Raw genomic sequence first — 24820 nt, 5'->3', positions numbered from 1 at the left:
AAAAAGTATTTGTCAAATTAGTGAAGCAGTATATTATAACCTTGTAATAAAATCTAGATAAAATTAAACTTATGAAAATTTTTATAACATGCATTTTTAGTATATTAACTCTTTTTTCTTTAAGCAGCTGCCAAACTATTGAAAATAGAGGACAGTCCATAGATGATTTAGCACTTGTGCAACTAGAATCTAAAAAACTAAATAAGATGGAAGTAGTAGAATTAGTCGGCACACCTACTATAATCCCTAAATATTCTCAAAATACTTGGTATTACGTTGAGAGAGTTATGTCTCAAAAAGCTTGGCTTAATCCAAAAATTATAAGGCAGAAAATAGTAAAAATTACATTTGATAATAATAATTTAATGAAAGAAGTAACAATAATTAACGACTCTCATAAACAAGCTATAGAAATAATCCGTGAATATACTAAAACATATGGAACAGAACTTAACGGATTACAAAAATTTGTTAAAAATTTAGGTAGATTCAATAAAACTACTGATAATAATAAGCATAAAAATAAAAGTAAGAAAAAGAGATAGCCTTATATATGATTCCGATATTTAGTAAATTAAAACAAAGTTTGTCTAAGACCTCTAGTAAAATATCAGAAGGTATTGATAAAATATTTTATAAAAAAAAACTAGATAAAGAAACTTTAGAAGAGCTAAAAGAGTTACTTATTTCAAGTGATATGAGCAGCTTAGTAGTAACTAAAATTATTGAGGAATTTGAAAAGATAAAGTTTAATAAAGAAGCCACGAGTATTGAAGTAAAAGAGTCTCTTGCTAAGATAATAGAAGAGCAATTATTAAAGTCAGAAACTCCTTTTACTTTAAATGAAAGTAAATTAAATGTAGTTTTAGTTTGTGGTGTTAATGGTGCTGGTAAAACTACAACTATAGGTAAGCTAGCTGCTATGTACTCAATGAAAGATAAAAAAGTGGCAGTTGCTGCTTGTGATACTTTTAGAGCTGCTGCTATAAACCAGTTAAGTCACTGGGTGCATAGAGCAAATGCCTTACTTATTACCGGTGAAGAATCAGCTGATCCTGCAAGCATTGCTTATCGTGCTATGGAAGAATCAATAAAACAAAATATCGATGTACTGTTTATTGATACAGCAGGTAGACTTCATAATAAAAAAAATTTAATGGATGAATTAGCTAAGATTGTAAAAGTTATAAAAAAACTAGACCAAGATATGCCAACTCATAGCATTTTAGTAATCGATGCTATTACAGGACAAAATACTTATAGCCAAGTTGAGCATTTTAATAATGCTACTAGTTTAACAGGGCTTATTATCACCAAGCTTGACGGTAGTGCTAAGGCAGGGGTAATTGTCGGAGTAGTACAGAAATTTAATTTACCAATATATTTTATCGGTGTAGGTGAACAGATAGAAGATTTAAAAATATTCGATCGACACGATTTTGCTAAAAGTTTAGTGGGGTTATAAGTTTCTGCTTATGATTGTGAGCTTTGTTCAAAAAAGCGGTCTTTCATACCACAACTTAATTTTGAGGTATCTTAGAAAAAATTTGTATATTAATTAATACTTTTATAGATACCACGTTTGTGATATGGACGGTGGTATGTAAAGAAATCACTTAAATTATAAAATGACGCATAAAAATACTTTATTACTAATAGATGGATACGGATTTGTTTTTAGAGCCTATCATGTACAACCTCCTTTAACTTCACCACAAGGTCAACCTGTTGGTGCCGTTTACGGTTTCACATCGATGCTGCTGAAATTACTTAATGATTTTAAGCCTAAACATGCTGCAGTAGTATTTGATAGTGGAGGAAAAAATTTCCGCCATAAAATTTATGCTGACTATAAAGCCAACCGTCCACCTACACCTGAGGATTTGATTGTGCAATTACCTCTAGTTCGTTACATTGCAAGTAATTTAAATTTTTCTATTCTAGAAAAAAAAGGTTATGAAGCTGATGATATTATTGCAACTTTTGCTATCAAGACAGCTAAACTTGGAGAAGATGTAATTATTATATCCTCTGATAAAGATTTATTACAGTTAATGAGTAAGAATATTAAAATATATGATCCAATAAAAGGGAAATATATTACAGAATATGATGTTGTTAAAAAATTCGGTACTACTTCTAATAAATTACGTGAGGTGATGGCATTAACTGGCGATAGAACTGATAACATACCAGGTGTGCCATCTATTGGACCCAAAACAGCAAGTAACCTTATAGAGCAGTTTGGTTCAGTAGAAAATATACTGAATTCTTTAGAGCAAATCCCTAGTTCTAAACAACGTGAAATATTACAAAATTCAAAAGAAGTGGCACTAATTTCATGGCAATTAGTCGGGCTTGACTCTAATGTTGATTTAGATTTTCAGTTGAATGCTTTAGAATGGTCACCTCCTAATGAAAATAAAATAACTAATTTTCTACAGGAATATGGCTTTAGATCATTATATAAAAGAGTAGAACATTTATTTAATATTAAAATTAACGAACATAAGAAAACTTTAGACCATAAAGTATTAGATGTAAAAGAAATTAGTACTAATCTTGAACTTGAAAATTTTGCAAAAGAAGCTCAAAAAGTAGGAATACTTGGAATATATTTAGCACAACATAAAGGAATAAATCTTGCTTTTATTTTATCACTAAAAAATAAAAGTTATATTATTAAAATATTGAATTCATCGAATGATTTATTTTCTTATAATCTTAAGGGTAATAATACATGGTTCTCAAATATTATCTTTAATTTATTAACTGATAAATCAATAAAAAAAATTACTTACTCTCTTAAACATCTACTTAAATTTTATTCAGGACAAGCAAAAAAAATTACAGCTATCGATGATTTAGAATTAATGCATTACGCATTATCAGCAGGTATAATGCAAAAGAATTTATTTGCAAATGCTCAGAAGGAAGTTTCGATAGAAAATATCATTGCTGAATCAGCAAAAATAGTAGCAAATTTTGCTGATCTTTACAAACAAATTATATTAGAGCTTAAGGAGAATAAAGCTTTTAGACTTTATAAAGAAATTGATTTACCTATTTGTTTTATTTTAGATAAAATGGAGAAAATCGGTATCAAAGTAGACGCTAATTACTTAACACAATTATCCTCTGAATTTGGGATAGAAATTTTAAAACTTGAAGAAGAAATTTTTGCTCTTAGTGGAGTTAAATTTAATATTGGTTCGCCTAAACAATTAGGTGAAGTGCTATTTGAGAAAATGCAGCTGCCGTTTGGTAAAAGCTCAGCTAAAACAAATTCTTACTTAACAAGTGCTGAGATACTTGACAAACTTAGCAGACATGGGCATTACATTGCTGATTTATTACTTAGATGGCGCCAGCTTACAAAATTTAAAAATACTTACACCGATAGTTTACCAAAGCAAATAGATAATATAACACACAGAGTTCATACGACTTTCTTACAAACTTCTACTACTACAGGAAGGCTTAGTTCACAAGACCCTAATTTGCAAAACGTACCTATCAGGTCAAATGAAGGAAATAAAATTAGGCAAGCTTTTATCGCTGAAAAAGGTTACAAATTAATATCAGCAGATTATTCTCAAATTGAGCTTAGAATATTAAGTCACATTGCAAATATAGAATCTCTAAAGCAAGCATTTATTAATAAAGATGATGTTCATACTCAAACTGCTTGTCAGATCTTTAACTTACAAAAAAATGAATTAACGAGTGAACATAGACGTAAAGCAAAAGCCATAAATTTTGGTATTATTTACGGTATTAGTGCTTTTGGGCTTGCTAAGCAATTAAACGTTAGTAATAGTGAAGCTTCTGAATATATTAAGAAATATTTTGCTGAATATAATGGTGTACAAGAATATATGAAGCAAACAAAAGCTTTTGCTAGCATCAATGGCTATGTTACCAATTTTTTTGGTAGAAAATGTTTTGTACCATCAATTCATGATAAAAAGCTTAAACAATTTGCTGAACGTGCTGCCATTAATGCACCAATCCAAGGAACTAATGCTGATATAATCAAAATTGCTATGATCAATCTAGATCGAGAAATAGAAAAATGTAAACTTAAAACAAGGTTAGCGCTGCAGATTCATGATGAATTGCTATTTGAAGCACCAATTGATGAAATTGATCTTGTAATACCAATTATTAAACAAATTATGGAAAATTCTACTAATATGGCTGTACCTATAATTACTGAAGTTAAAACAGGAAACAACTGGATGGAGATTCATTAAATGCAAAATTTAATATTCACTTCTGAATCAGTTTCTGAAGGACATCCAGATAAAATAGCTGATCAAATTTCTGATGCAATCCTGAAACAAGATCCAAATGGCGTGTTACCGTGAAACCTTTGTAACAAATGGCTTAGTATTTGTAGATGGTACAATTACTACTAGTACCTACGTAGATATTGAACAAATAGTACGGAATTAAAGTACAAGAAATCGGCTATAATAATCCAGGTTATGGATTTGACGGTAATTGTTGTGATGTAATGCATCTATAATTAAACAATCAGCAGATAGCTATGGGTGTTGATAATGATGGTGATGATGAGATAGGAGCAGGAGATTAAGGTATGGTTTTCGGCTATACTTGTAATTAAAACAGATAGTTTAATACCGGCACCTATTTATTAGGTACATCTTTTAATGAAAAGGCAAGCATATTTACATAAAAAAATATACTATCTTGGCTTAGACATGATGCAAAATCCCAAGTCACATTATGATATGAAAATAACAAACCTATTGCAATTGATGCAGTAGTTTTATCAACTCAGCATCATCCAGAAATACAGCAAAAAGACCTTATAGAAGCAGTAATGGAAGAAATCATTAAACCAACATTACCAAGCAATTGCCTTAATAAAGATACTAAATGTTTAATTAATGCTACTGGTAGATTTGTTATAGGTGGTCCTGTTGCTGATTGTGGTTTGACCAGTAGAAAAATTATAAACACTTATGGAGATATGACAAGACACAGTGGTGGTGTTTTGTCTTGAAAAGATCCGACTAAGGTAGATAGATCAGCTACTTATATGGCACGCTATATTGCTAAGAATATAGTAGGAGCAGGATTTGCTGATCGGTGTGAAATACAAATATCTTATGCAATTGGAGTCACAGCACTAGTATCTGTTTATGCCGAAACTTTTGGTACTAGTAAATTAAGTAACGAACAAATTACTAAGCTAATAACAAAACATTTTGACATACGTTCAGGTAAAATTATTAAACACCTTGAGCTCCGTACTCAATGCTATCAAAAAACAGCTTCTTATAGTCATTTTGGTCGAGAAGATGAAAATTTTACATGGGCACAATTAGATAAAGTAGATATATTACAATTATAATTTGTTTTTATGGTTGAATTGTAACAACTTATTTTATAATTCTAGCTATTCCCTCCCTTTTCTCTTGATTGCGTGTTTTTCTATTAGTATTTATATTATTTTTAAAATCTCCTGGTAAATAAGTCTCACTTTCTTAGTGAACAATCTTATCTGGATATCGCTACCATAATGTTTATATACACTTTACTGCACTTTGAATTGTAACTATTTATCTATCTTTAGAAACTATAAGATTCACATCAATATTAGAGAATTTTGTATTACTTTTTCAGTAAAGATATACTTGCCATTAATTCCTCTAATCCTTGTTTTTTTCAACTGCTATTCTGGGATCTTGAAATGTCATGATCAACGGTATTAACTACTTTCCATTTTATTATACTAATTTCCTCAATTCTTTACTTACCTTCTATTAATTTTATTAGATCACTACAATTGAAACAATCTTTTATATGTAGCTTAGAGATTCCTTGTATTTTTACTACTATTAACACAACATCATGTTTATCTTTTATACTTGTTCACTCATAGCTCTCTCTATATGTTCAGTTCTCACATTTTGCCCCCCCAAGACTATTTTTAGGACAAACACCTATAAAAAGAATATTTAGGCTTTTCATCTGCTGTCCACTAAATCATAGCTTTCTTACGGCATAGAACATCATAATATTTAGTAGAAGAAGTAACTGCTATTTAATAGCCTTGATTTAGTATTTATCAAATATTTCCTTAGCTCTTTTTCATTTCTAAGCCCTAAATCAGGACTATTAAAGAACTTAAATGCTTATTATTTTATAAGATCACAGTCATATTTAAAACCTATAGAACTTTATTCTAAGTTATCATTGATTACAATAGTAGTATGTTCTGTTACACCTGTACTCTAAGTCTTGCTAACTACTATGAAAATATCCTTTTACTAGCATAGTATCAAAGTAAAAACATACTATAATAAAAGTTAATTTTTGTTATATTGTTTAAAAAACTCAAAATCTTGCCATTGGAGGAAGAATCTTTCAGGTAATATAATTTTTGCTATAAAATTTTTAACCGTTTCACTTTGCAGATATATTGTAGCTTTGGTATTAGCTTGCTCTCCTTTATTTATACGAGATGCGAGTATCGTTACTATTTGTTTTAATTCTTCATAATTGTGTGGATAAAGCTGCAACTCAAATTGCTGATCATTAATAGCATCTTTAATTGACAAGAAGCTTTTTGCCGTTAGCTTTATCCCTCCTTCATCTTTAACTATGTCACAATTAACAACTACCAAACTTTTAATATCAAGTAAATGCACATAATCTTTCAAAACTTCTTCACTAAAAATACTTAACTCAAAAATATTTTCAGGATCAGAAAGCACTAACGTAACAAATCTACCTCTTGCCGACATACGAGAGTCTTTTTTTTGTATTACACCAGCAAGAGTTACCCTGTTAGTACCATCAGGCAGATTATTGTATAAATCGGCAACACTTAAAATATTTAAGCGATGAAATATTTCTTTATATCCTGTAAGTGGATGATTAGAGATAAATAAGCCTATAGCTTCAAACTCATAAAAAGCCAAGGTATTTTTATCGGCATCATTACTTGCTACTAATACATTAGGACTTAAACTAGACACTTTAATTAAGCTCAATTGATTAGATGCCTGCTCCTCATGATACGAAACTGAGTAAGCAAGTAACCTTGGAATACTTAACAATAATTGTAACCGATTATTATGCAGTTCATCAAAGCAGCCTGCTTTGATTAAATTTTCAAGTAACTTACTATTAATATACTTCGGCGACAACCTTTCAATAAAGTCAATAATTGATTTAAAAGCTCCTCTAGCTGTTCTCTCTTCTATTACTAACTTACTAAAATTCAGCGTAACACCTTTAATAGCTCCTAAAGCAAATACTATACTCTTAATTTCATTCTCACAAAAGCTAGAATCTATCTTCGTATTTTTGTAAACTTGAAGATTTTTTTTATTATTGTTTAAAATATCTCTAGAATGAACTTGCGTTTTATTTAGATTCCCACTGCCGCTAGAACGACAAGAGACTACACTAAAATAACCGCTGGAAATATTAATATTCGGTGCAATAATTTTTATGTTATTATCCTTTGCTTCTTGCAAAAATAAATTAATTTTATCGTGATTATTTAATTCAAGATTTAAGCATGCAACTAAAAACTCTGCTGGATAGTTAGCTTTAAGATAGGCAGTTTGGTATGAAATAACACCATAAGCTGCGGCATGCGCCTTATTAAAACCGTATCCAGCAAATTTAGCTACAGTAGCAAAAATAGATTTAGCTTGAGACTCCGAAATATTGTTAGCAACGGCTCCTTTAACAAAAATTTCTTCTTGCTCTTCCATTTCTTTTTTAATTTTCTTACCCATTGCTCTACGAAGCAAATCAGCAGCCCCTAAAGTATATCCAGCAAGAACTTGTGCAATCATTTGTACTTGCTCTTGATATATTACAACACCGTAAGTTTCTTCAAGAATGGGTATTAATAGCTCATGTAAATAATCAGGCTGTTGTAACTTATGTTTACAAGCTATATATGTTGGAATATTTTCCATAGGTCCTGGTCTATATAAAGCACCAAGAGCTATTAAATCATGTATTGAGTCTGGCTTCAGACGCCTAAGTGCATCTTTCATACCGACACTTTCAAACTGGAATACACCTACTCCTTTGCCTTTACATAACATTTGATAAGTTTTTTCATCATCAAAAGTCATATTGCTAGAATCCACTTCTATATCCTGCTCTTTCAGTAGCTTTTTACAATTGGTAATAACTGTGAGAGTTTGCAAACCTAAAAAATCAAATTTAATTAAACCAGCAATCTCACAGTATTTCATAGAATAACCTACTATTAACATATCAGAGCCAGTATCCTTATATACTGGTACTATATCGACTAAATCACTACCTGCAATTATAATACCTGCTGCATGCGTTGATGAATGACGATGTAATCCTTCAAGAATTAATGAAGTATCTAGTACCTGCTTAATTAACTCTACTTCACCGTCTAAATTATATAGCCCATTCCCTTTAGCAGCATTTGCAAGTTCAGGCACTTCACGAATTGCCTGCTCAAGAGTTACAAGATTAACAGCACTAAATGGTACTAACTCGGTTAAATAATCAGCATATTTATATGGTAAACTAAATACGCGGGCAACATCTTTAATCACAGCTTTAGCCTGCATCTTACCAAATGTTATAATTTGCCCTACTCTATTATTACCATATTTAGAACGTACATAATTAATAACTTCTTCACGCCTTTCTTGACAAAAATCAATATCAAAATCAGGCATTGAAATACGCTCAGGGTTTAAGAATCTTTCAAATAATAAACCAAATTTAATGGGATCAAGATCTGTAATAAGCAGACTCCATGCAACAACTGATCCGGCACCAGATCCTCTACCCGGGCCGACTAAAATTCCCTCCTTTTTACTCCATTTAATAAAATCAGATACAATCAAAAAATAGCCGGCGAAATCCATATTACAGATAACATCCAGCTCATAATTAAGACGAGAAAAATATTTAGCTTTAATCCCTTCTTGATGTTCTAGAGCAATATTTTCAGTCTTAAATTTTGTAGCAAGCCTTATTAGTAATCCTTCTTTTGCTTCTTTTCTGATTAAATCCTTTTCACTAATATCTTGCGTTGCAAAGTTAGGAAGCATCGGCGGATTTGCATGTGCAGCAAAATAACAACGTTCTCTTAAATTTACAGTATTCTCAATTGCACTAGGTAGATCAGAAAAAAGTTCTATCATTTCAGCCGATGACCTAAAATAACAATTTTCACTAACTGTTTTTCGGTCAGGATATTCTTTAGTAACACCAGCTGAAATACATAATAATACATCATGTGCATCATGCATATCTTTGTGGCTAAATAATACTTTATTGGTAGCAACGAGTGGAATAGCAAGATCAGCAGCAATTCTAATATATGTATCTTCAATAAACTGTTCTTCAGGTAAATCATGCCTCATAATTTCAAAATAAAAGCGTTCTCCTAAAATATGCTGTAATTTACGTGCAAACATAATGGCTTGTTCTTCATTATGAGCTAGTAAACATTTCCCAATAATACCATCAGTATAACAACACAGTGCTATTAACCCTTCATGATGTTCGATTAAATCATCAAAACTAATATGGTCACATATTTTACGATCATTTTTGGTAAAAGTAAGGCTTGATAATTTAAGTAAATTTTTATAGCCGATTTCATCTTTAGCTATAAGCAAAATTTGAGCAAAAATATCTACATTATATTTTATATTAAGAATAACGCCATGCAATGGCTGCAGACCCTTTTTTATTGCATACAAAGCAAATTCTAAAGATCCAAATAAATTTCCTCTATCTGCTAAACAAATAGCAGACATTTTACTCGATGCAGCAAGTTCTACTATTTTCTCAACTGTTAATGCACTTTCTAAAAAAGAATAAGAGCTTTGCACTCTTAAATGTATAAACTCAGATTGCATGTTAAAATTTAGTCCCAATACTATAATACTTAAAGCCGGCTTTTTTCATTGCTTCACTATCTAAGATATTTCTAAGATCAATAATTATTGGAGATTTTACTAGACTATAAATTTCTTGCCAATTAAGCTCCTTGAACTCTAACCATTCAGTAGCAATAACTATAATGTTCGCTAATTTACAAGCTTCAACTGCTGAGTCTAAATATAATAAATTTTTATTTTCAAAAGTTTTTATAGCATTTGCACAACCAATTGGATCAAATGCTTTTACTCTAGCACCTCTACTTAGTAAAACTTTAATAATCTCAATTGCTGGACTAGCTCTAATATCGTCTGTTCCTGCTTTATATGTTAAGCCTAAAATCACTATATTTTTATCTTTGATATCTCCATCTAATAGCTTATTTATCTTATCTACTATATTACTAGGACGCTCTCTATTGCTTGTAATTACTGCCTTAAGAATTTTACTATCAATATGATAGCTCTCAAAAAGATTATTTAATGCCAAAATATCTTTTGGAAAACATGAACCACCAAAACCTGGTCCTGCATTTAAAAAACTTTGACCAATTCTCTGATCAAGCCCTATACCTTTAGATAAATCTTTAATATTGCTGCTAGTCTTCTCACATAAGTCAGCAATTTCGTTAATAAAAGCAATTTTAGTAGCTAAAAAACTATTTGAAGCATATTTAATAAGCTCAGCAGTAACTAAATCAGTAACCACAAACTTTACTCCTTGCTCTATTAAAGGCATATAAATTTTTCTTAAAATTTCCTCTGATTTTAAGTTATTTACACCAATAACTATACGATCAGGATATAAAAAATCTTCTACCGCTGTGCCTTCTCTTAAAAACTCTGGATTTGAAGCAACATTAAATAAAAAGCCTTTTGCTTTTAAATAATCAATAATATTAATGCAACTATTAGGAGGAACAGTAGATTTGATTATTATTAAACAATCTTTGTTTATATACATAGAAACTTTATCAATAGCATCATAAACACATCTTAAATCTGCTTCTCCTGATTCTTTTGAAGGTGTGCCAACTGTAATAAATACTGCTTCAGCATTTTGAAGCTCATTATTATAAATATCTATAAACTTTAATCTTCCAGCTGCTAAAGCTTGTTGCAAATATTCATCAAGGTTCAATTCATAAATAGGTAATATTCGCTTGTTTAATTTAGAAATTTTAGTTTTATCATTATCAATGCAAGTAACATTATGACCTAAATAGCTCATAATAATACCTGAAACCAATCCAACATATCCACTACCGATAAATGTAATATTCATAATTTTTTGTGGTTTTTTATATTAATTTGTTAGATTATACTTTATATTTTATTGATGTTACAAGAGTAAAGCTTTTGTCATATTTTAAGTCAATCTATAAATTCAAATGAATTTCTTGAAAAAAGCTTTTTTTAGTGTTGCTATAATTATAATTTCATTGTTTTTGGCTGTAACTCTAGTTGTGTATAGTGCAAACAAAGGCTATCTGAATAAGCCTTTGAAAAAAATAATTGAATTTTATTTAAGTAAAAATGATGTAAAAGCTGTAATACATAATTTAGAATTTAAAAAGAACCACTTATCAGTAGATAAAATTTCCTTAAATCTTATAGGTAATGCTCAAGGAGAAATTAACAGTTTTAATCTTTCTTTTAATTTTAAAAATTTACTATTTAATTCATCAATGCTTGCTAATTTTAATATTGATAAATTTTCTGTAGTATCAAGTAACAACGAAGAAATTATAAATATTGCAATGAATGGCAATTATGCGTTGAATATCATTACAAAAGATATGTTAACCGATATACACTTAACTTCAATAAAAAGTGATATTCTAGGTGGTAAGCAAAAAGCTACCTTACCTATAGGAAACGCCTTATGCTCCTATAAAGCCATAAATTCTAGAAATAATCCTAAAATCATTGGTTGTAAACTTACTTTTGGAGACAAAGCTTTTTTATCACTAAATAGCATAATAACTGATAAAAATATCAACGCAAGTGCCAATGCAGCAAATATTCCTTTAATAATTTATCAAACATTAGAAAAAGTTATTCCGAATAATCCCGTAATATTATATTTACAAGAACATATTAAACAAGGTCACATCCAAAATGGGGAATTAAGCATTAAATTAGACAGAAGGTTTTTTAAAAAAAATATTTTATTAGAAGATAGTTTTAAAGCAAACTTACATATCTCAAATTTTGAGTATAAATATCATAAAGATTTACCACCTTTAACTAAGGTTAATACTAATATTATTATTTCAGGACCAGAAGTAAAATTTTTAATTAACGAAGCTTATAGTGGTAAAAGCGTTATTTCTGATGGAATTATGACTTTTAAATGGGAAGGATTTGACAAATCACAATTTGTTTTTAACGCTACTGCTAAGGGAGAAATTAGTGATTTAATTGACTTTGTTCCAAACAATGCATATCAAAATATTAAGGCTCAAAATATTGACCTTAAAAAAATAAAAGGAACAGCCAATACAACAATAGAGTTAATAATTCCTATTAATCCAAATATTAGTAATAGCTATAATGTCTTATTGACATTAACAAATATATCTTTTAGTACTCTAGGTGATAATATCTTGTTACAAAACGGCGAAGCTAAAGGTAGCTTCAAAGATAACAAATTAAGTATTAATGGCAAAGGTAAAATTAATAATTATGCAAGTAGCTTTACTTACGACCATAATATATCTGATAAAGATAATAATTGCCTATTCAAAATAAAAAGTAATATTACAGCAAATAATCAAAAATTAGGAATATTAAAATTAATTTCAGGTAGTACAGTCCTAAATTTTGAGTATAAAAAACAACATAATGATGAGAGTTTTATTACTATTAATTCTAATCTTGATAATTTAGAATTTTATATAGATAAAGTATCTATTCATAAAAAATTATATAAAAAGGCTAATTTAAATTTATATGCTAAACTAAATAATAGAAATTCTGATAGAGATATCAAATTTAATCTTTCAGGGGAAGACAATCTAACCATCAATGGTAATGTCTTAATTAAAAATAATATTTATAATATATCCATACCATCTATTAATTTTCTAGAAACAAGTTTAAACGGCAAAATAATTATAAATGAACATAATCATAGTACTATACTCCAAGGTAGTAAACTTGACCTCTCCGACTCTAATATGATGCAATTTTTAGAAAAAGAGGGAGACTCTACACGTAATATTATTTTAAAAACTAAAATATCAAAAATACTCTTAAAGAATAATGTAACTCTTAACAATCTTGATTTAGCAATTAAATGTGATAAAGTAAGGTGTTTTTCTGGTTTTCTAAATGCAAATATCGCTAATAAAAAAGTTAAAATGTTGCTTACTGCTAAAGAAACTTTTGAACAATGGCTCATTGAGTCTGATAATGCCGGAGCATTGCTTAAAGGACTAGGAATGTATACTACTATGCAAAACGGTCATATTAACCTTCACTTAAACACTAAAAGATATAAGGTAAAAAAAGGTGAGATTGTTCCAATATTAGATGGTAGATTTTCTATAAAACATTTTACAGTAGTTGATACTCCTTTTTTAACACGACTTGTTTCTTTTGTTTCATTACCAGGTTTTCTTAGTTCAATAACTAATAACAAAAATATTTTATTTGAAGATATGACCGGTAAATTTACTTATCGAGGAGATGTTATTACAATTTCTGATACAGAAGCACATGGACCATTTTTTGATTTTACTATGAAAGGTAATATTGATACTAAACAACAATTAATTACAGTAAAAGGTAACGTCATTCCTTCATTTTTTTTAATCAGTAGCATTGTAACCAAAATACCAGTAGTCGGTAAAATATTTTCTAAAGTAGCACCTTATTCTCTCAGAATGAAATATAAATAGTTAAGTCTTGTGCAAGGAAAATTATATTTAATTGGTATTTTATTTTTAGGCTTAATTTCTGGTCTTACGTTTAATTTAATTTTTTTTACCGTTCCATATCAATTATCTGAAGCAAAATATACTACTGATATAATTGGTTCAATATCGCTGGCGGCTTTTCCATACTGTTTAAAAGCCATATGGTCACCTTTTATCGATAAATATTCTATACCTTTTTTATGCTCTAAATTTGGTCATAGGCGTGGCTGGGCATTAATCTCACAAATATTTCTTATTATAGCAATAACTAGCTTCTTAAGCGTGAGCCCTTGTGATAATTTATATATTACTACAATTATCTTACTTATCATTTCCTTCTGCGCTGCTACTCAAGATATTATACTTGATGCATACCGCATTGAGAGGCCCACTTCAAAAGAAGAACTTTCACTAGCTTTTACGTTTAATAACATAGGATTTCGTCTCGGTATGCTACTTAGTAGCGTTGGTGCTTTATATTTATCAGTTATTTTTGGTTGGAGTATAGTATATGAATTTGCTCTATTTATTACTCTTCCAGGGCCTATATTAATTCTATGTATTAAAGAGCCAAAGCCTAAAGAGCAGCATCACGCCACTACTAATCTAATAAGCCTAAAGCAATATTTTGATGTTATTAAAAGTAGCATTATATCTCTAAAAAACAATCAACCATATTTACTACTAATTATGCTGTTTGTCTTTTTATATAAGGCTGCCGACTCTATACCGATGGCTATGAGCTCACCTTTATTCTTAGACTTAAGTTTTACCACTCATGAAATTGCTGTTATTTACAAAGCTTATGGATTACTAGTTATGATCATTGGAGGAACACTAGGCGGAATTTTATCTGTAAAAATCGGTATATTGTGTAGTGTTTTAATCGGTGGAATTATTCAATTATTATCACCACTTATGTTTATGATTCTTGCTATTGTTGGGTATGATATACAAACATTTATAATAACTGTCACTGTACAAAATTTTTGCTCCGGTTTTGCTGGAACAATTATCTCCATATATTTTGCAAATCTCTGCAATAGTGAATTTGTCGCTACACAATATGCTATTATTGCTTCTTTTAGTTCTCTTAACCGTATCACTTTAGCTGCTATTGGAGGTATTTGTGCAAAATATCTTACTTGGTCTTCATTCTTTCTTGGCAATACCTTATTTAGTATGCTATTTATACTGGTCTTTTTTAAAATATATAGCAAAAAACTATTTACTAAAAAATATGACAATTCTTAAAAAAGGTTTATAATATTGATATACTCTGAATAAATGGAGAATAGTATACAAAAATTAGCTTCAAAAAGAGTAAAGAATCTACAAAGTGAAAAAGCACAGAATATATTAATATAATTCACGCTGAAACTCTTGTAAAATGAAGTAACAAACTTTTGGAGTTGATAGAGTATATATATTTTTAATAAATTAAAGAATCAACAAATTAATATGAAACTATATAGTTTTCAAGAACATTTATTGGAACTAAAAACAAGATTATGGAGAATATTTATTATTTTTATAATTACATTTGCTATTTGCTATTATTTTAGCAACTATATTTATAGTTTTTTATTAAAACCACTAGCTAAATTAAGTGAAGATACTTTACGAAATATAATTTATACAGGACTAGCTGAAGCATTTTTTACCTATGTTAAACTCGCTGCTTTTGCAGCTTTTATTATTATTACACCGATAATTGCTTTGGAGTGTTATTTATTCATCAGTCCTGGGTTATATCCATATGAAAAGAAAATTATTGCCTTTATTCTATTTATGTCACCTATTTTATTTTGGTGCGGTAGTATTTTTGTTTTTTATTTTGTAATGCCAAAAGCTTGGAAATTTTTTCTCAGCTTTGAAAAACGTGATATAATAGTACCGATAGTTTTAGAAGCAAGAATTAGTGAGTATCTAAATTTAGTTATTCATTTGATTGTAGCTTTTGGCCTTGCTTTTCAATTACCAGTTGTTATAATAATATTAAATATAGTAAAAATAATTAAAGTACAAATGCTTAAACAAAAAAGACGCATTGCTGTGGTAATTAATTTTATTATTGCAGGAATATTAACACCTCCTGACATTTTAAGCCAGTTTGCTCTTGCAATACCTCTACTTTTATTATATGAAATCTCAATAATTATATGTAATTTTATAGAAAACACTGAGGGCATTAAATGTTAAATATAAAATGGATTAGAGAAAATCAAGAATTGTTCGATGAAAAGCTTAGACAAAGGTTTATTGAACCTATGTCGAGTAAAATTGCACAACTCGATGGAGAAAAAAGAAAAATTACGAGTTTAATTCAAGAATTTCAGCATGCACGCAAGGTCAAATCAAAGATTTTAGGTAACATGACGCTTAAAAGTGGCGAAGAGTTTGAGGGGTTACAAAGAGATGTCAGGCATATAAATGAAAAATTGGAAGAACTTGAACAAGATTTAAATAATAATAATGAGTTAAACGAGCTACTAAATGTGCTACCTAATATTCCGGACGAAGAAGTACCGTATGGAATAGATCAAAGTATGAATAAATTAGTACGTACTTACGGGAAAATAAAGCATAATGCTCCAAATAAACAACACTTTGAACTAGGTACAAAACTAAATTTAATGGATTTTGAACAAACTGCTAAAACTTCAGGTAGTAGATTTGTAACATTAAAAGGTAATTTAGCAAAATTAGAGCGTGCTTTAATTAACTTTATGATTGATGTCCACACTAAAGAATTTGATTTTTTTGAGATATCACCGCCAGTGTTAGTCCGAGATAATGCTATGTATAACGCAGGACAACTACCTAAATTTGCCGAAGATTCTTTTACAACAACGAACGGTTACAGACTAATTCCAACCGCAGAAGTATCTTTAGTAAATATAGTTGCCGATACTATTATACCGCGTGAAAAGTTACCGATGCGTTATGTCGCTTACACTCCATGCTTTAGATCAGAAGCAGGTAGCAGCGGTAGAGATACTAGAGGTATGATTAGACTGCATCAATTCGGTAAAGTTGAGTTAGTATCTATTACTACCCCTGAAGATTCAAAACATGAACATGAACATATAACGAATGCATCTGAGACTATTTTACAAAAACTTGACCTACCTTATCGTGTTATGTTACTTTGTACTGGAGATATGGGCTTTACTGCAAAGAAAACCTATGATATAGAAGTATGGCTGCCTGGACAAAAACAATATCGTGAAATTGCAAGTTGTTCTAATTGCGGAGACTTTCAAGCGCGTAGAATGAAAGCAAGGTATAAAGAATTCGGTAGCAATGATACTACTTTGGTTCATACTTTAAATGCCTCAGGATTACCTATAGGCAGAACTATGGTCGCAATATTAGAAAATTATCAGGACGAAGATGGATCAATAACTGTACCTGATATCTTGATAAATTACATGGGAGGGCTACAAAAAATCACTACATATAGTGAATAATTGTTTATTAAATAAAAATAATAAGGTAGAGTTATGTAATACTATTATATTATTACATACTATAGTTTTATTGTAGTAATGCAATGTAGGGTGGTTTTAACTTTATGGATTTAAAAATCGTTAAAATATCATACTGTAGCCTTTTCTATAGTGTCTTAGAAACCAACTTATGGCAGTATATTCTCTAAATTCTGCGTTCAAGTCATAGGATAACAGTGGCATACTGGTCCATACAACAATGACCCTTAAACGCTTATTAAAGAACAATTTAAATTAAGGTTATTTGTGTTTAGTGATTTACGAAAATTTGATAAGGATATATGCAATTATAATGCGCCTAATTTTATACCTATAGCGTGTCATTATAATGAACATACTTTACTTACCAAAGACGGTAAATTACTACAAACTATCAAAATAAATGGTATTAATTCAGAAAAAATCAGTGATAAGTTACAAAATTTACGTGAAATGGTTAGAGCCTCTATAAAAAAGAATGTAACCAATTATGATTTCGCTTTTTGGATACATACAATACGAGAGAAACAAAATTTAGACGATCCAACTCCTTACAAAAAATTATTACCTGCCAATATTCATACATTATGGCAAAAGAAAAATCACTGGGGTGATAAATTTGTTAATACTTTATATGTATCTATAGTACATGATTCGGCTAAAATTAATATTAAAAATTTTAATTCCTTAATAAATTCTTTATCTGATAAATTAATTATTGATTTTGAAAATAACTACTTAGATTCAGCTTTTCAAAAGCTAGAAAATATCGTTAATAATATTTTAAATGATTTAAATGAATTTGGTGCTGAAAAACTTGGCATAATTTTTGAAAATAACAATGTTTTTTCTAAATCTTTATTTTTATATAACAGAATAGCTAACCTTAACAATAACGATTGTTTAGTACCTATAATAGATTTATCTGATGCGCTAGGCAGAAGTACTTATACTATCAGCAGCGATAAAATAGTAGTTATAGATTATGAAAAAAATAAAAAATTTACTTCTTTGCTATCTATAAAAGAATATCAAGAAACTCCCTCGGAAGCACTTGATAAATTTCTACAATTACCGATTGAGTTAATAATCACTGAAATATTTTACTTTATTGATAAGAAACAAGTAATATCCAAATTACAAGGCCAAGATTATATTCTAAAAATTACTAATGATCCAATCTTACTTAATCATAAAGGAATTAATAAGCTTGATGAAGTTAATTTAAATCTTCAATTTTGTAATCAGCAAATTTCAATTGCTGTTATAGAAGAAGATGAAAATAAACTCGATGCCGCCGTAGCCAAAGCATCAACTGAACTTTTTAAACTTGGTATTGTTCATGTAAAAGAAGATCTTAATATCGAACAAACATTTTGGGCACAATTACCTGCTAACTTTGCCTTCATCCGTAGAATGTCACCATTATCCGTAGAACATATCGCTTCTCTTACTGCTCTTCATAACACTCCATTAGGTAACCAATATAACCCTTGGGGTAGGGCTTTAACTCTACTTAGAACGGAAAGAGGCACTCCATACTTTATGAATTTTCATGATAAAACGAATAAAGGTAATACTTGCATTTTTGGTACAGAGAAAACCGGCAAAACCGTATTATTAAATTTTCTAATATCTGAAACTACTAAATATGATCCAACAATAATTTATGTCTCTAATAATAATGATTCTAAAATTTTTATTGAAGCAATAGAAGGCAAATGGTTAGAACTTGACAAACAAATTATCAATCCATTTTTAGTAGATGACACAGAAAAATCACAGGCTTTCATTTTAGAATTTTTAAAATTAATAAGCGGTCATTATGTTTCACCACTGAGTGACATAGAGGTATCATTCCTAGAGAAATTAAAAAATAAAATTTTATCAATTGAAAAAGAAAAACGTATTTTTTCTAACATTTTAAAATTAGAAATTTTTAAGGATGAAGGTGGAGCACAAATACTTGATAAATTAAAAAACTTTACTGAAGGTCAATTATATAATGGATTGTTTGATGGCCCCCCCCTTAATATTAGTGAAGGGGAAGTAATAGGTTTTAATTTATATAAACTTTCGGATGAGCCTTTTTCTAAACAATTTTATCCAACAGAGAGAAAATTTTTAGAACAATTTAATAACAATTTAAAAAAACATCAAAGTGTTTGTGCAGCAGTAGTTTATGCTTTTACTTATCATTTAAGTCTAGTAGGTACAAAACCTAAAATATTTGCTGCCGATAATTTTGACAAACTTTATAAACCTGAGATTTATTATAATAATATAAATTTAATTTTTAATAATCTATCTCAAAATAATGGTGTTGTAGTAAGCAATTTCAATTTTATTTATCTTAAATCATATCCAAAATATACTATAAAACCTTGGCTTGATTTAATTAATACTAAAATTATCTTACCGTCTGACGTTAAAATCGAAGATCTAGATAAAATTTTAGGTTTAAGTAACTCAGAAATACGAAAATTATCGCAGTTAATACTTTCTACAAGGATGTTCTTAATTAATAAAGATAATGAATCTATCGCTTCTGAATTAAGTATTGCTGCTTTAATCGGAATTGTGCGTATTTTATCAAGCAAAAAAGAAGAAATGGATATTTATAAAGAAATACTAGAAAAACATCAAGGACCGCCTGATAATTGGGTTAATTATTTATATAACGCATTAAATATGAACTAAAAAAGGGAATGCAAAACGAAGCATAGTTACATGCCTTTAAATGTTATATCGTTACTTAACCACAGTACCTAAAAACAATCTGCGGTAATATATTTTTAAAATTCTAGCGATTTAATTCACTATTATATGAGTGTTGTGACATTGAATACCTTGAAAAGGTATTCAATGTCATTTCTGCATAGTAGAAATCCAGAATGAAGCTAGCTTAATATAATAAAGAAGCTTGATTTTTTTATTTTTACTAGATTCCAGATATTGCTAGAATGACATAAGGGCTATGTAATACAATGGTAGATTAAATCGTGTGATAATATGAGTTTTTCTAAATCACATGGACAATGCCTTAATAAGGATTAAATCAGAACTATATAGGCAAAACAACTAATTACATAAAAATAACAATATAATATAGGTAATACCCAAAGTGTTAAAAAAATATTTACTATTTTTTTTATCCTTATTTTTCTCATTTAGTGTGTATGCGTCTATTTGGAACGATATAGGCCAATGCTTTAGTGATCCATGTAATTGTGGACAAAGTGAGCGAACAGAAATTTGGAATAAGGGAAGTATAAATCAAAAAGAAAAGATATTTAAACCTGGTACATTGTGTCCTCCTTGGAATAAAAGCGACGGTCGTGATAACGATAATTGTTTATTGCAATTTGACTACCCTGGTACATTTATCGGCTTTTTACTCAATAGGTGTGCAGAAGAAGCTCCCAATAGTAGTTATTTTGCCCCAAAAATCCGCATTAGAATTCAAAGTTGTAACGCTATGGCCTGTTGGTCACAAAACTCTACCTTAAATTGGGATGGAGAATGCGTAGTATGGCCTACCGGTTACGGTCTACCGTTAACTAGAGTTTGTGCTAGAATTGCTGTACCAGAAATACCTTCACCTCCTGGAATAAATGCTTCCTCTTCTTCTGCAGATCCAGGTTATACCAATGGAGTACACCTTAATAAAGTCGGTTATACAGAAAACGATAATACAATAGTCGGCGTAGATGGGCAAATAGTTACTTTAAAATCTCCTAAGCTTTGTGCTTATAGTGATCCTGGACTCGTTAACCTTGTTTCAGATTCCGGAGTAAATACTGATGCTATGGACTGGAATCCTAATAGTCAACCACTGCACCAAACTACTGCACTGAGCCCTATTGCACAAATATTATCATTTTTAGTTGAAACACTAGGAGGGCTCAATTTACCGAGTTTATTAGCTCAAGTTCTAGGTATGATAGACCAAGATTCAGAAATTATAAAAGTACTTCAATCAACCTTTAAAGCAATAGGAGCCATTTTTAATATTTTCCCTACTTTAATAGTAGAAGTTATTAAAGTATTTGGATCATTAAATAGTGCTGTAGATAGCTATTCTTTTGGTTGTGTACAATTACCTTTAGGACCTTTTCCGCCACCATATTGTCCAAGTTTAGATGATATTAGCATCAATGCAAGTATTAATAATATATGTAGTATAAAAAATACTAAGGAGGATATTGAGAGTGGAAAACCTGAATTTAAGCAGTCTTCAACCTTACCACCTTGTGTAGTATCTAATATTAGAAATAATATTATTAATAATACTGTGCGTGTTAGCTTTAATAAGCTTGTTCCACTTTGCACAGGTACAACCCCTGATCTAGCTACTTGCGCACAATTAAAAAATATAGATTTTTCTTCAGCAAAAATTACTCATACTTCTACAGCCTATAAAGATTTTATTAAACCGTGTAATAGCGTCCCAAATGGTGCTCCATGTATTAATACACAAATACCTATGTCATGTAGCGTTTCAGATAACGGTTGTAATAATGGATTTAGGATAGTATACTCGCAAGTAATAGGAACTGTAGAAACACCTAGTGATTATTTCATAGACGATATACCTGATTGTGGTCCTGGTGCGAGTAATTCAATTACTTGTCAAAAAGTATGGGGGGTTAATATTGGTGAATTTGTTGATGTAAGTGTAAAATTTCCTAATGTGCAGGAACAAAATGCAAATGCCTTATTACCGATACAACACAATTTTACTTTAAAAGATAATAATGGTAAAGATAGAAATCTTTATGTCTCAATTAGTAACACTGTAACTGATCAACAAAATCCTGATAATATTTGTCTCTTTGAGTCCGGTAATTTGATAGAGTGTGTTGCACGAGCAAACCACTCTTACAGCTTAGTTTCTTATGAATGTGCAAAACAATATGCTGGGATTACTTGCTCTAATAATACTTATTATACTCCGCAATTCATTGCTTCAGTACAAGTAAGAGATGGCAATAACATTATAGATGAAACAAGCACTCTTGTAACACCATTATCATATGCTGCATCTCCTAGTTCTACCAATACAGAAAGTATAGTAACACTTGCCGGTTATAATTACAGTTCTTCTGTTGCATTTATTCCTGCTACTCCGCCAAAAAATTCGACAGATCAGTATATTGCTATGCCATTTTCAGGACCTAATTCATTAAATCAATTAACTATTCATGGTACATATAAAAATGATGATAAACCTTACGATAATAACGGAAATTTAAATCCAAATGCAGTATATTTAAAATATTTAGAATATATGAATGGTAAATATATACAAGGAGGAACGCATGCTTGCTTAATGCCAAAAAATTTCCAACATTGTAGTCCTGTTCCATCTACTCATGGTTTAGGTAATTCTGATAATAGTAAACAAATAAATTGTGTACTTGCTAAGCTTAACAATGAAAATACTATAAATTGTAAAGATTACAAAAAGACATATAGTGTTAAATATCCAAACCTTGGTTTATGCACAGGAGATACAAGTAACTGTACACTAAAAGAAACAGTCTCAGGTCCAGGAAAAGGTATTACAATTTATACTTGCAATGCAAGTAATTGTTATACCAATAACGATAATCCTAATACTCCAATATGTGTTTTAAGTAGAGATTATCATGATAGAATTGATCCTGCACCTAATATAGGACCAATATTAGGTACGCAACATTACACAGTACAATATGACTCTACCGGTAATCCAGCATATGACTCTTCTGTTTCTGATGTAAGAGATAAAACTTGGCAAGAACTAAATCTTTGTGTTCCTATAATAGTACCTACTTGTGCCGCTATTACTACTCCTTCAAATCAGCATGGTAACGCATTATGGCCTGAGGCCGACGTAGGAGAACTCGCAGAAGGAAAGTGCCCAATAAATTGGGTACTTATTGACCCTAGTAAACCTTTAAGGCGTTATTGTTTATCACACTCTGACAAAAAGATTGTTGAATTTGAACCTTTAGGTCAAAATGTCGGATGTAGAGAATCAAAAGGATTACCAATAGAAATTATTAATAATAACTTTCCTACTTCAACAATAAGACCTAATACATCTTATGATCCTAATACTAAAATTGGAGATTTCTTTTTAAATAAACCACCTATTGTAAGCCCTTGGAGTACAAATGATATGGCTTTTAATGCAAATGATGGATCAAAAATAGATGCCATAAATAAACCTGGCCAAACAGCATTATTTAATATAACTTTTAAACTAACTTTAGATGCTATTATAGAAGATATTGACTATTTTAGAATATTAAATGTTTGGTATGATGATTGTGTATTGATTAAGGTTAATGATACAAAAGTCTTAAGTGCGCCTATATCTAATGTTGATTCTTTAGATAATCTAAAGCAATGTAATAACGGTATGGATCAATCTAAAGCATTACAAGCTAAAAATTTACCTATTAATATTAAACCATATTTAAAACAAGGAGTAAATATTATTACCTTCCAACTAAGAGTTATAGGAGGAGGAGGTTTATATTTCCATGTGCAATATAAACTGCTTAGATAAAATTATGCATTGGATTATTTTTTATACTGTAATTTCAGCTTTATTAATTCTTGATATAGGTTTTGTACATAAAAAAAATACTGTAATAGCCTTTAAAGAAAGCTTACTTTTTAGCCTTTTCTATTTCATAATAGCTTGTTTATTTGGTGTTTATGTTTACTATAATACTGGAGTGGATAGAGCTCGTGAATATTATACTTGTTTTCTCATTGAGAAAGCTATGTCACTTGATAATATTTTTGTTATCTCGATTATTTTTCAATTTTTTGTGATTCCTCAAAAATATCAACATTGTGTTTTATTTTTCGGTATAGTAGGTGTAATAGTCTTTAGAGCTATAATGATTTATGGTGGTATTATTATCATAAATAAATTTTCTTGGCTATTATATATATTTGCTGTAATACTTACTGTTACTGGTATGAAAACTTTTTATGTATCACATAAAACCTTTGATATACAAAATTCTTACCTTTATAAGGTAATAATAAAATATCTAAGTGTTACTGATAAACTTGACGGAGACAAATTTTTTGTTAAACGTAATAAAAAACTATATTTTACTCCTCTTTTTGTATCTCTAATATTAATAGAAGCTATTGATTTAGTATTTGCAATAGATAGTATACCAGCAATATTTGCAATAACCAATGATGCTTATATAATTTACACTTCAAATATTTTTGCTATTTTAGGGCTTAGAGCTTTATTCTTTTGTTTAGCGGAGATCATAGAACGATTTAGTTACATTAAATATTCTTTAGCTTTAATTTTAATATTTATTGGCTTTAAAATATTTATTTATCATTATATAGCAATTCCAGCATATATTGCACTAATTGTAACTATTACTTTACTATTACTCGGAATAATTGCATCTATGATTAAAAAAAAAGAAGAATTTTAGTTGAA

The 24820-nt window shown here is 29.6% G+C and carries 11 protein-coding genes and 2 pseudogenes; 11 read left to right on the top strand and 2 right to left on the bottom strand.

Annotation, left to right across the window (positions count from 1 at the left end):
- The first annotated feature begins 71 nt into the window (after positions 1 to 71).
- The 4 genes and pseudogenes from AC27F4_RS01405 to metK all read left to right on the top strand — a co-directional run bounded on the left by AC27F4_RS01405 (position 72) and on the right by metK (position 5383).
- Positions 72 to 545 carry an outer membrane protein assembly factor BamE gene (locus AC27F4_RS01405; RefSeq protein WP_487061358.1) on the top strand — a complete coding sequence of 158 codons (474 nt, stop codon included), beginning with the start codon at positions 72 to 74 and terminating at the stop codon, positions 543 to 545.
- A gap of 8 nt (positions 546 to 553) precedes the next feature.
- Positions 554 to 1465: a signal recognition particle-docking protein FtsY gene (gene ftsY, locus AC27F4_RS01400; protein WP_487061356.1), complete on the top strand. Its 912-nt coding sequence runs from the start codon at positions 554 to 556 to the stop codon at positions 1463 to 1465.
- Positions 1466 to 1628: 163 nt separating this feature from the next.
- Positions 1629 to 4256: a DNA polymerase I gene (polA, locus tag AC27F4_RS01395; RefSeq protein ID WP_487061354.1), complete on the top strand. Its 2628-nt coding sequence runs from the start codon at positions 1629 to 1631 to the stop codon at positions 4254 to 4256.
- Positions 4257 to 5383, top strand: a pseudogene (gene metK, locus AC27F4_RS01390) (methionine adenosyltransferase).
- A gap of 958 nt (positions 5384 to 6341) precedes the next feature.
- On the opposite strand, the gene dnaE reads toward metK, so the two are convergent.
- Entirely contained in the window at positions 6342 to 9914 is a 3573-nt protein-coding gene (gene dnaE, locus AC27F4_RS01385) for a DNA polymerase III subunit alpha (protein WP_487061352.1), read from the bottom strand.
- Position 9915: 1 nt separating this feature from the next.
- A complete protein-coding gene (locus tag AC27F4_RS01380) occupies positions 9916 to 11220 on the bottom strand; it encodes a UDP-glucose dehydrogenase family protein (protein WP_487061350.1) in 1305 nt (434 codons plus the stop codon).
- 106 nt (positions 11221 to 11326) lie between these two features.
- On the opposite strand from AC27F4_RS01380, the gene AC27F4_RS01375 reads away from it, so the two are divergent.
- The 7 genes and pseudogenes from AC27F4_RS01375 to AC27F4_RS01345 all read left to right on the top strand — a co-directional run bounded on the left by AC27F4_RS01375 (position 11327) and on the right by AC27F4_RS01345 (position 24815).
- Positions 11327 to 13840 (top strand): YhdP family protein, encoded by a 2514-nt coding sequence (locus AC27F4_RS01375; RefSeq protein ID WP_487061348.1) that lies wholly within the window; start codon positions 11327 to 11329, stop codon positions 13838 to 13840.
- Positions 13841 to 13849: 9 nt separating this feature from the next.
- A complete protein-coding gene (locus AC27F4_RS01370) occupies positions 13850 to 15112 on the top strand; it encodes an MFS transporter (RefSeq protein WP_487061346.1) in 1263 nt (420 codons plus the stop codon).
- Between the two features lie 207 nt (positions 15113 to 15319).
- Positions 15320 to 16076: pseudogene (gene tatC, locus AC27F4_RS01365) on the top strand (twin-arginine translocase subunit TatC).
- Entirely contained in the window at positions 16054 to 17331 is a 1278-nt protein-coding gene (serS, locus tag AC27F4_RS01360) for a serine--tRNA ligase (protein ID WP_487061344.1), read from the top strand. Before tatC ends, serS begins: the two are co-directional and overlap by 23 nt.
- Positions 17332 to 17616: 285 nt before the next feature.
- Positions 17617 to 20049: a VirB4 family type IV secretion/conjugal transfer ATPase gene (locus AC27F4_RS01355; RefSeq protein ID WP_487061342.1), complete on the top strand. Its 2433-nt coding sequence runs from the start codon at positions 17617 to 17619 to the stop codon at positions 20047 to 20049.
- Positions 20050 to 20473: 424 nt separating this feature from the next.
- Positions 20474 to 23908, top strand: coding sequence for a hypothetical protein (locus AC27F4_RS01350; RefSeq protein ID WP_487061340.1), 3435 nt, complete (start codon positions 20474 to 20476; stop codon positions 23906 to 23908).
- Between the two features lie 4 nt (positions 23909 to 23912).
- Positions 23913 to 24815: a TerC/Alx family metal homeostasis membrane protein gene (locus AC27F4_RS01345; RefSeq protein WP_487061338.1), complete on the top strand. Its 903-nt coding sequence runs from the start codon at positions 23913 to 23915 to the stop codon at positions 24813 to 24815.
- Positions 24816 to 24820: the final 5 nt, after the last annotated feature.

The sequence above is a fragment of the Candidatus Rickettsia mendelii genome, from assembly GCF_057543435.1.
Note: the sequence above shows the minus strand (reverse complement) of the source record. Positions and strands in the feature narration are given on the sequence as shown.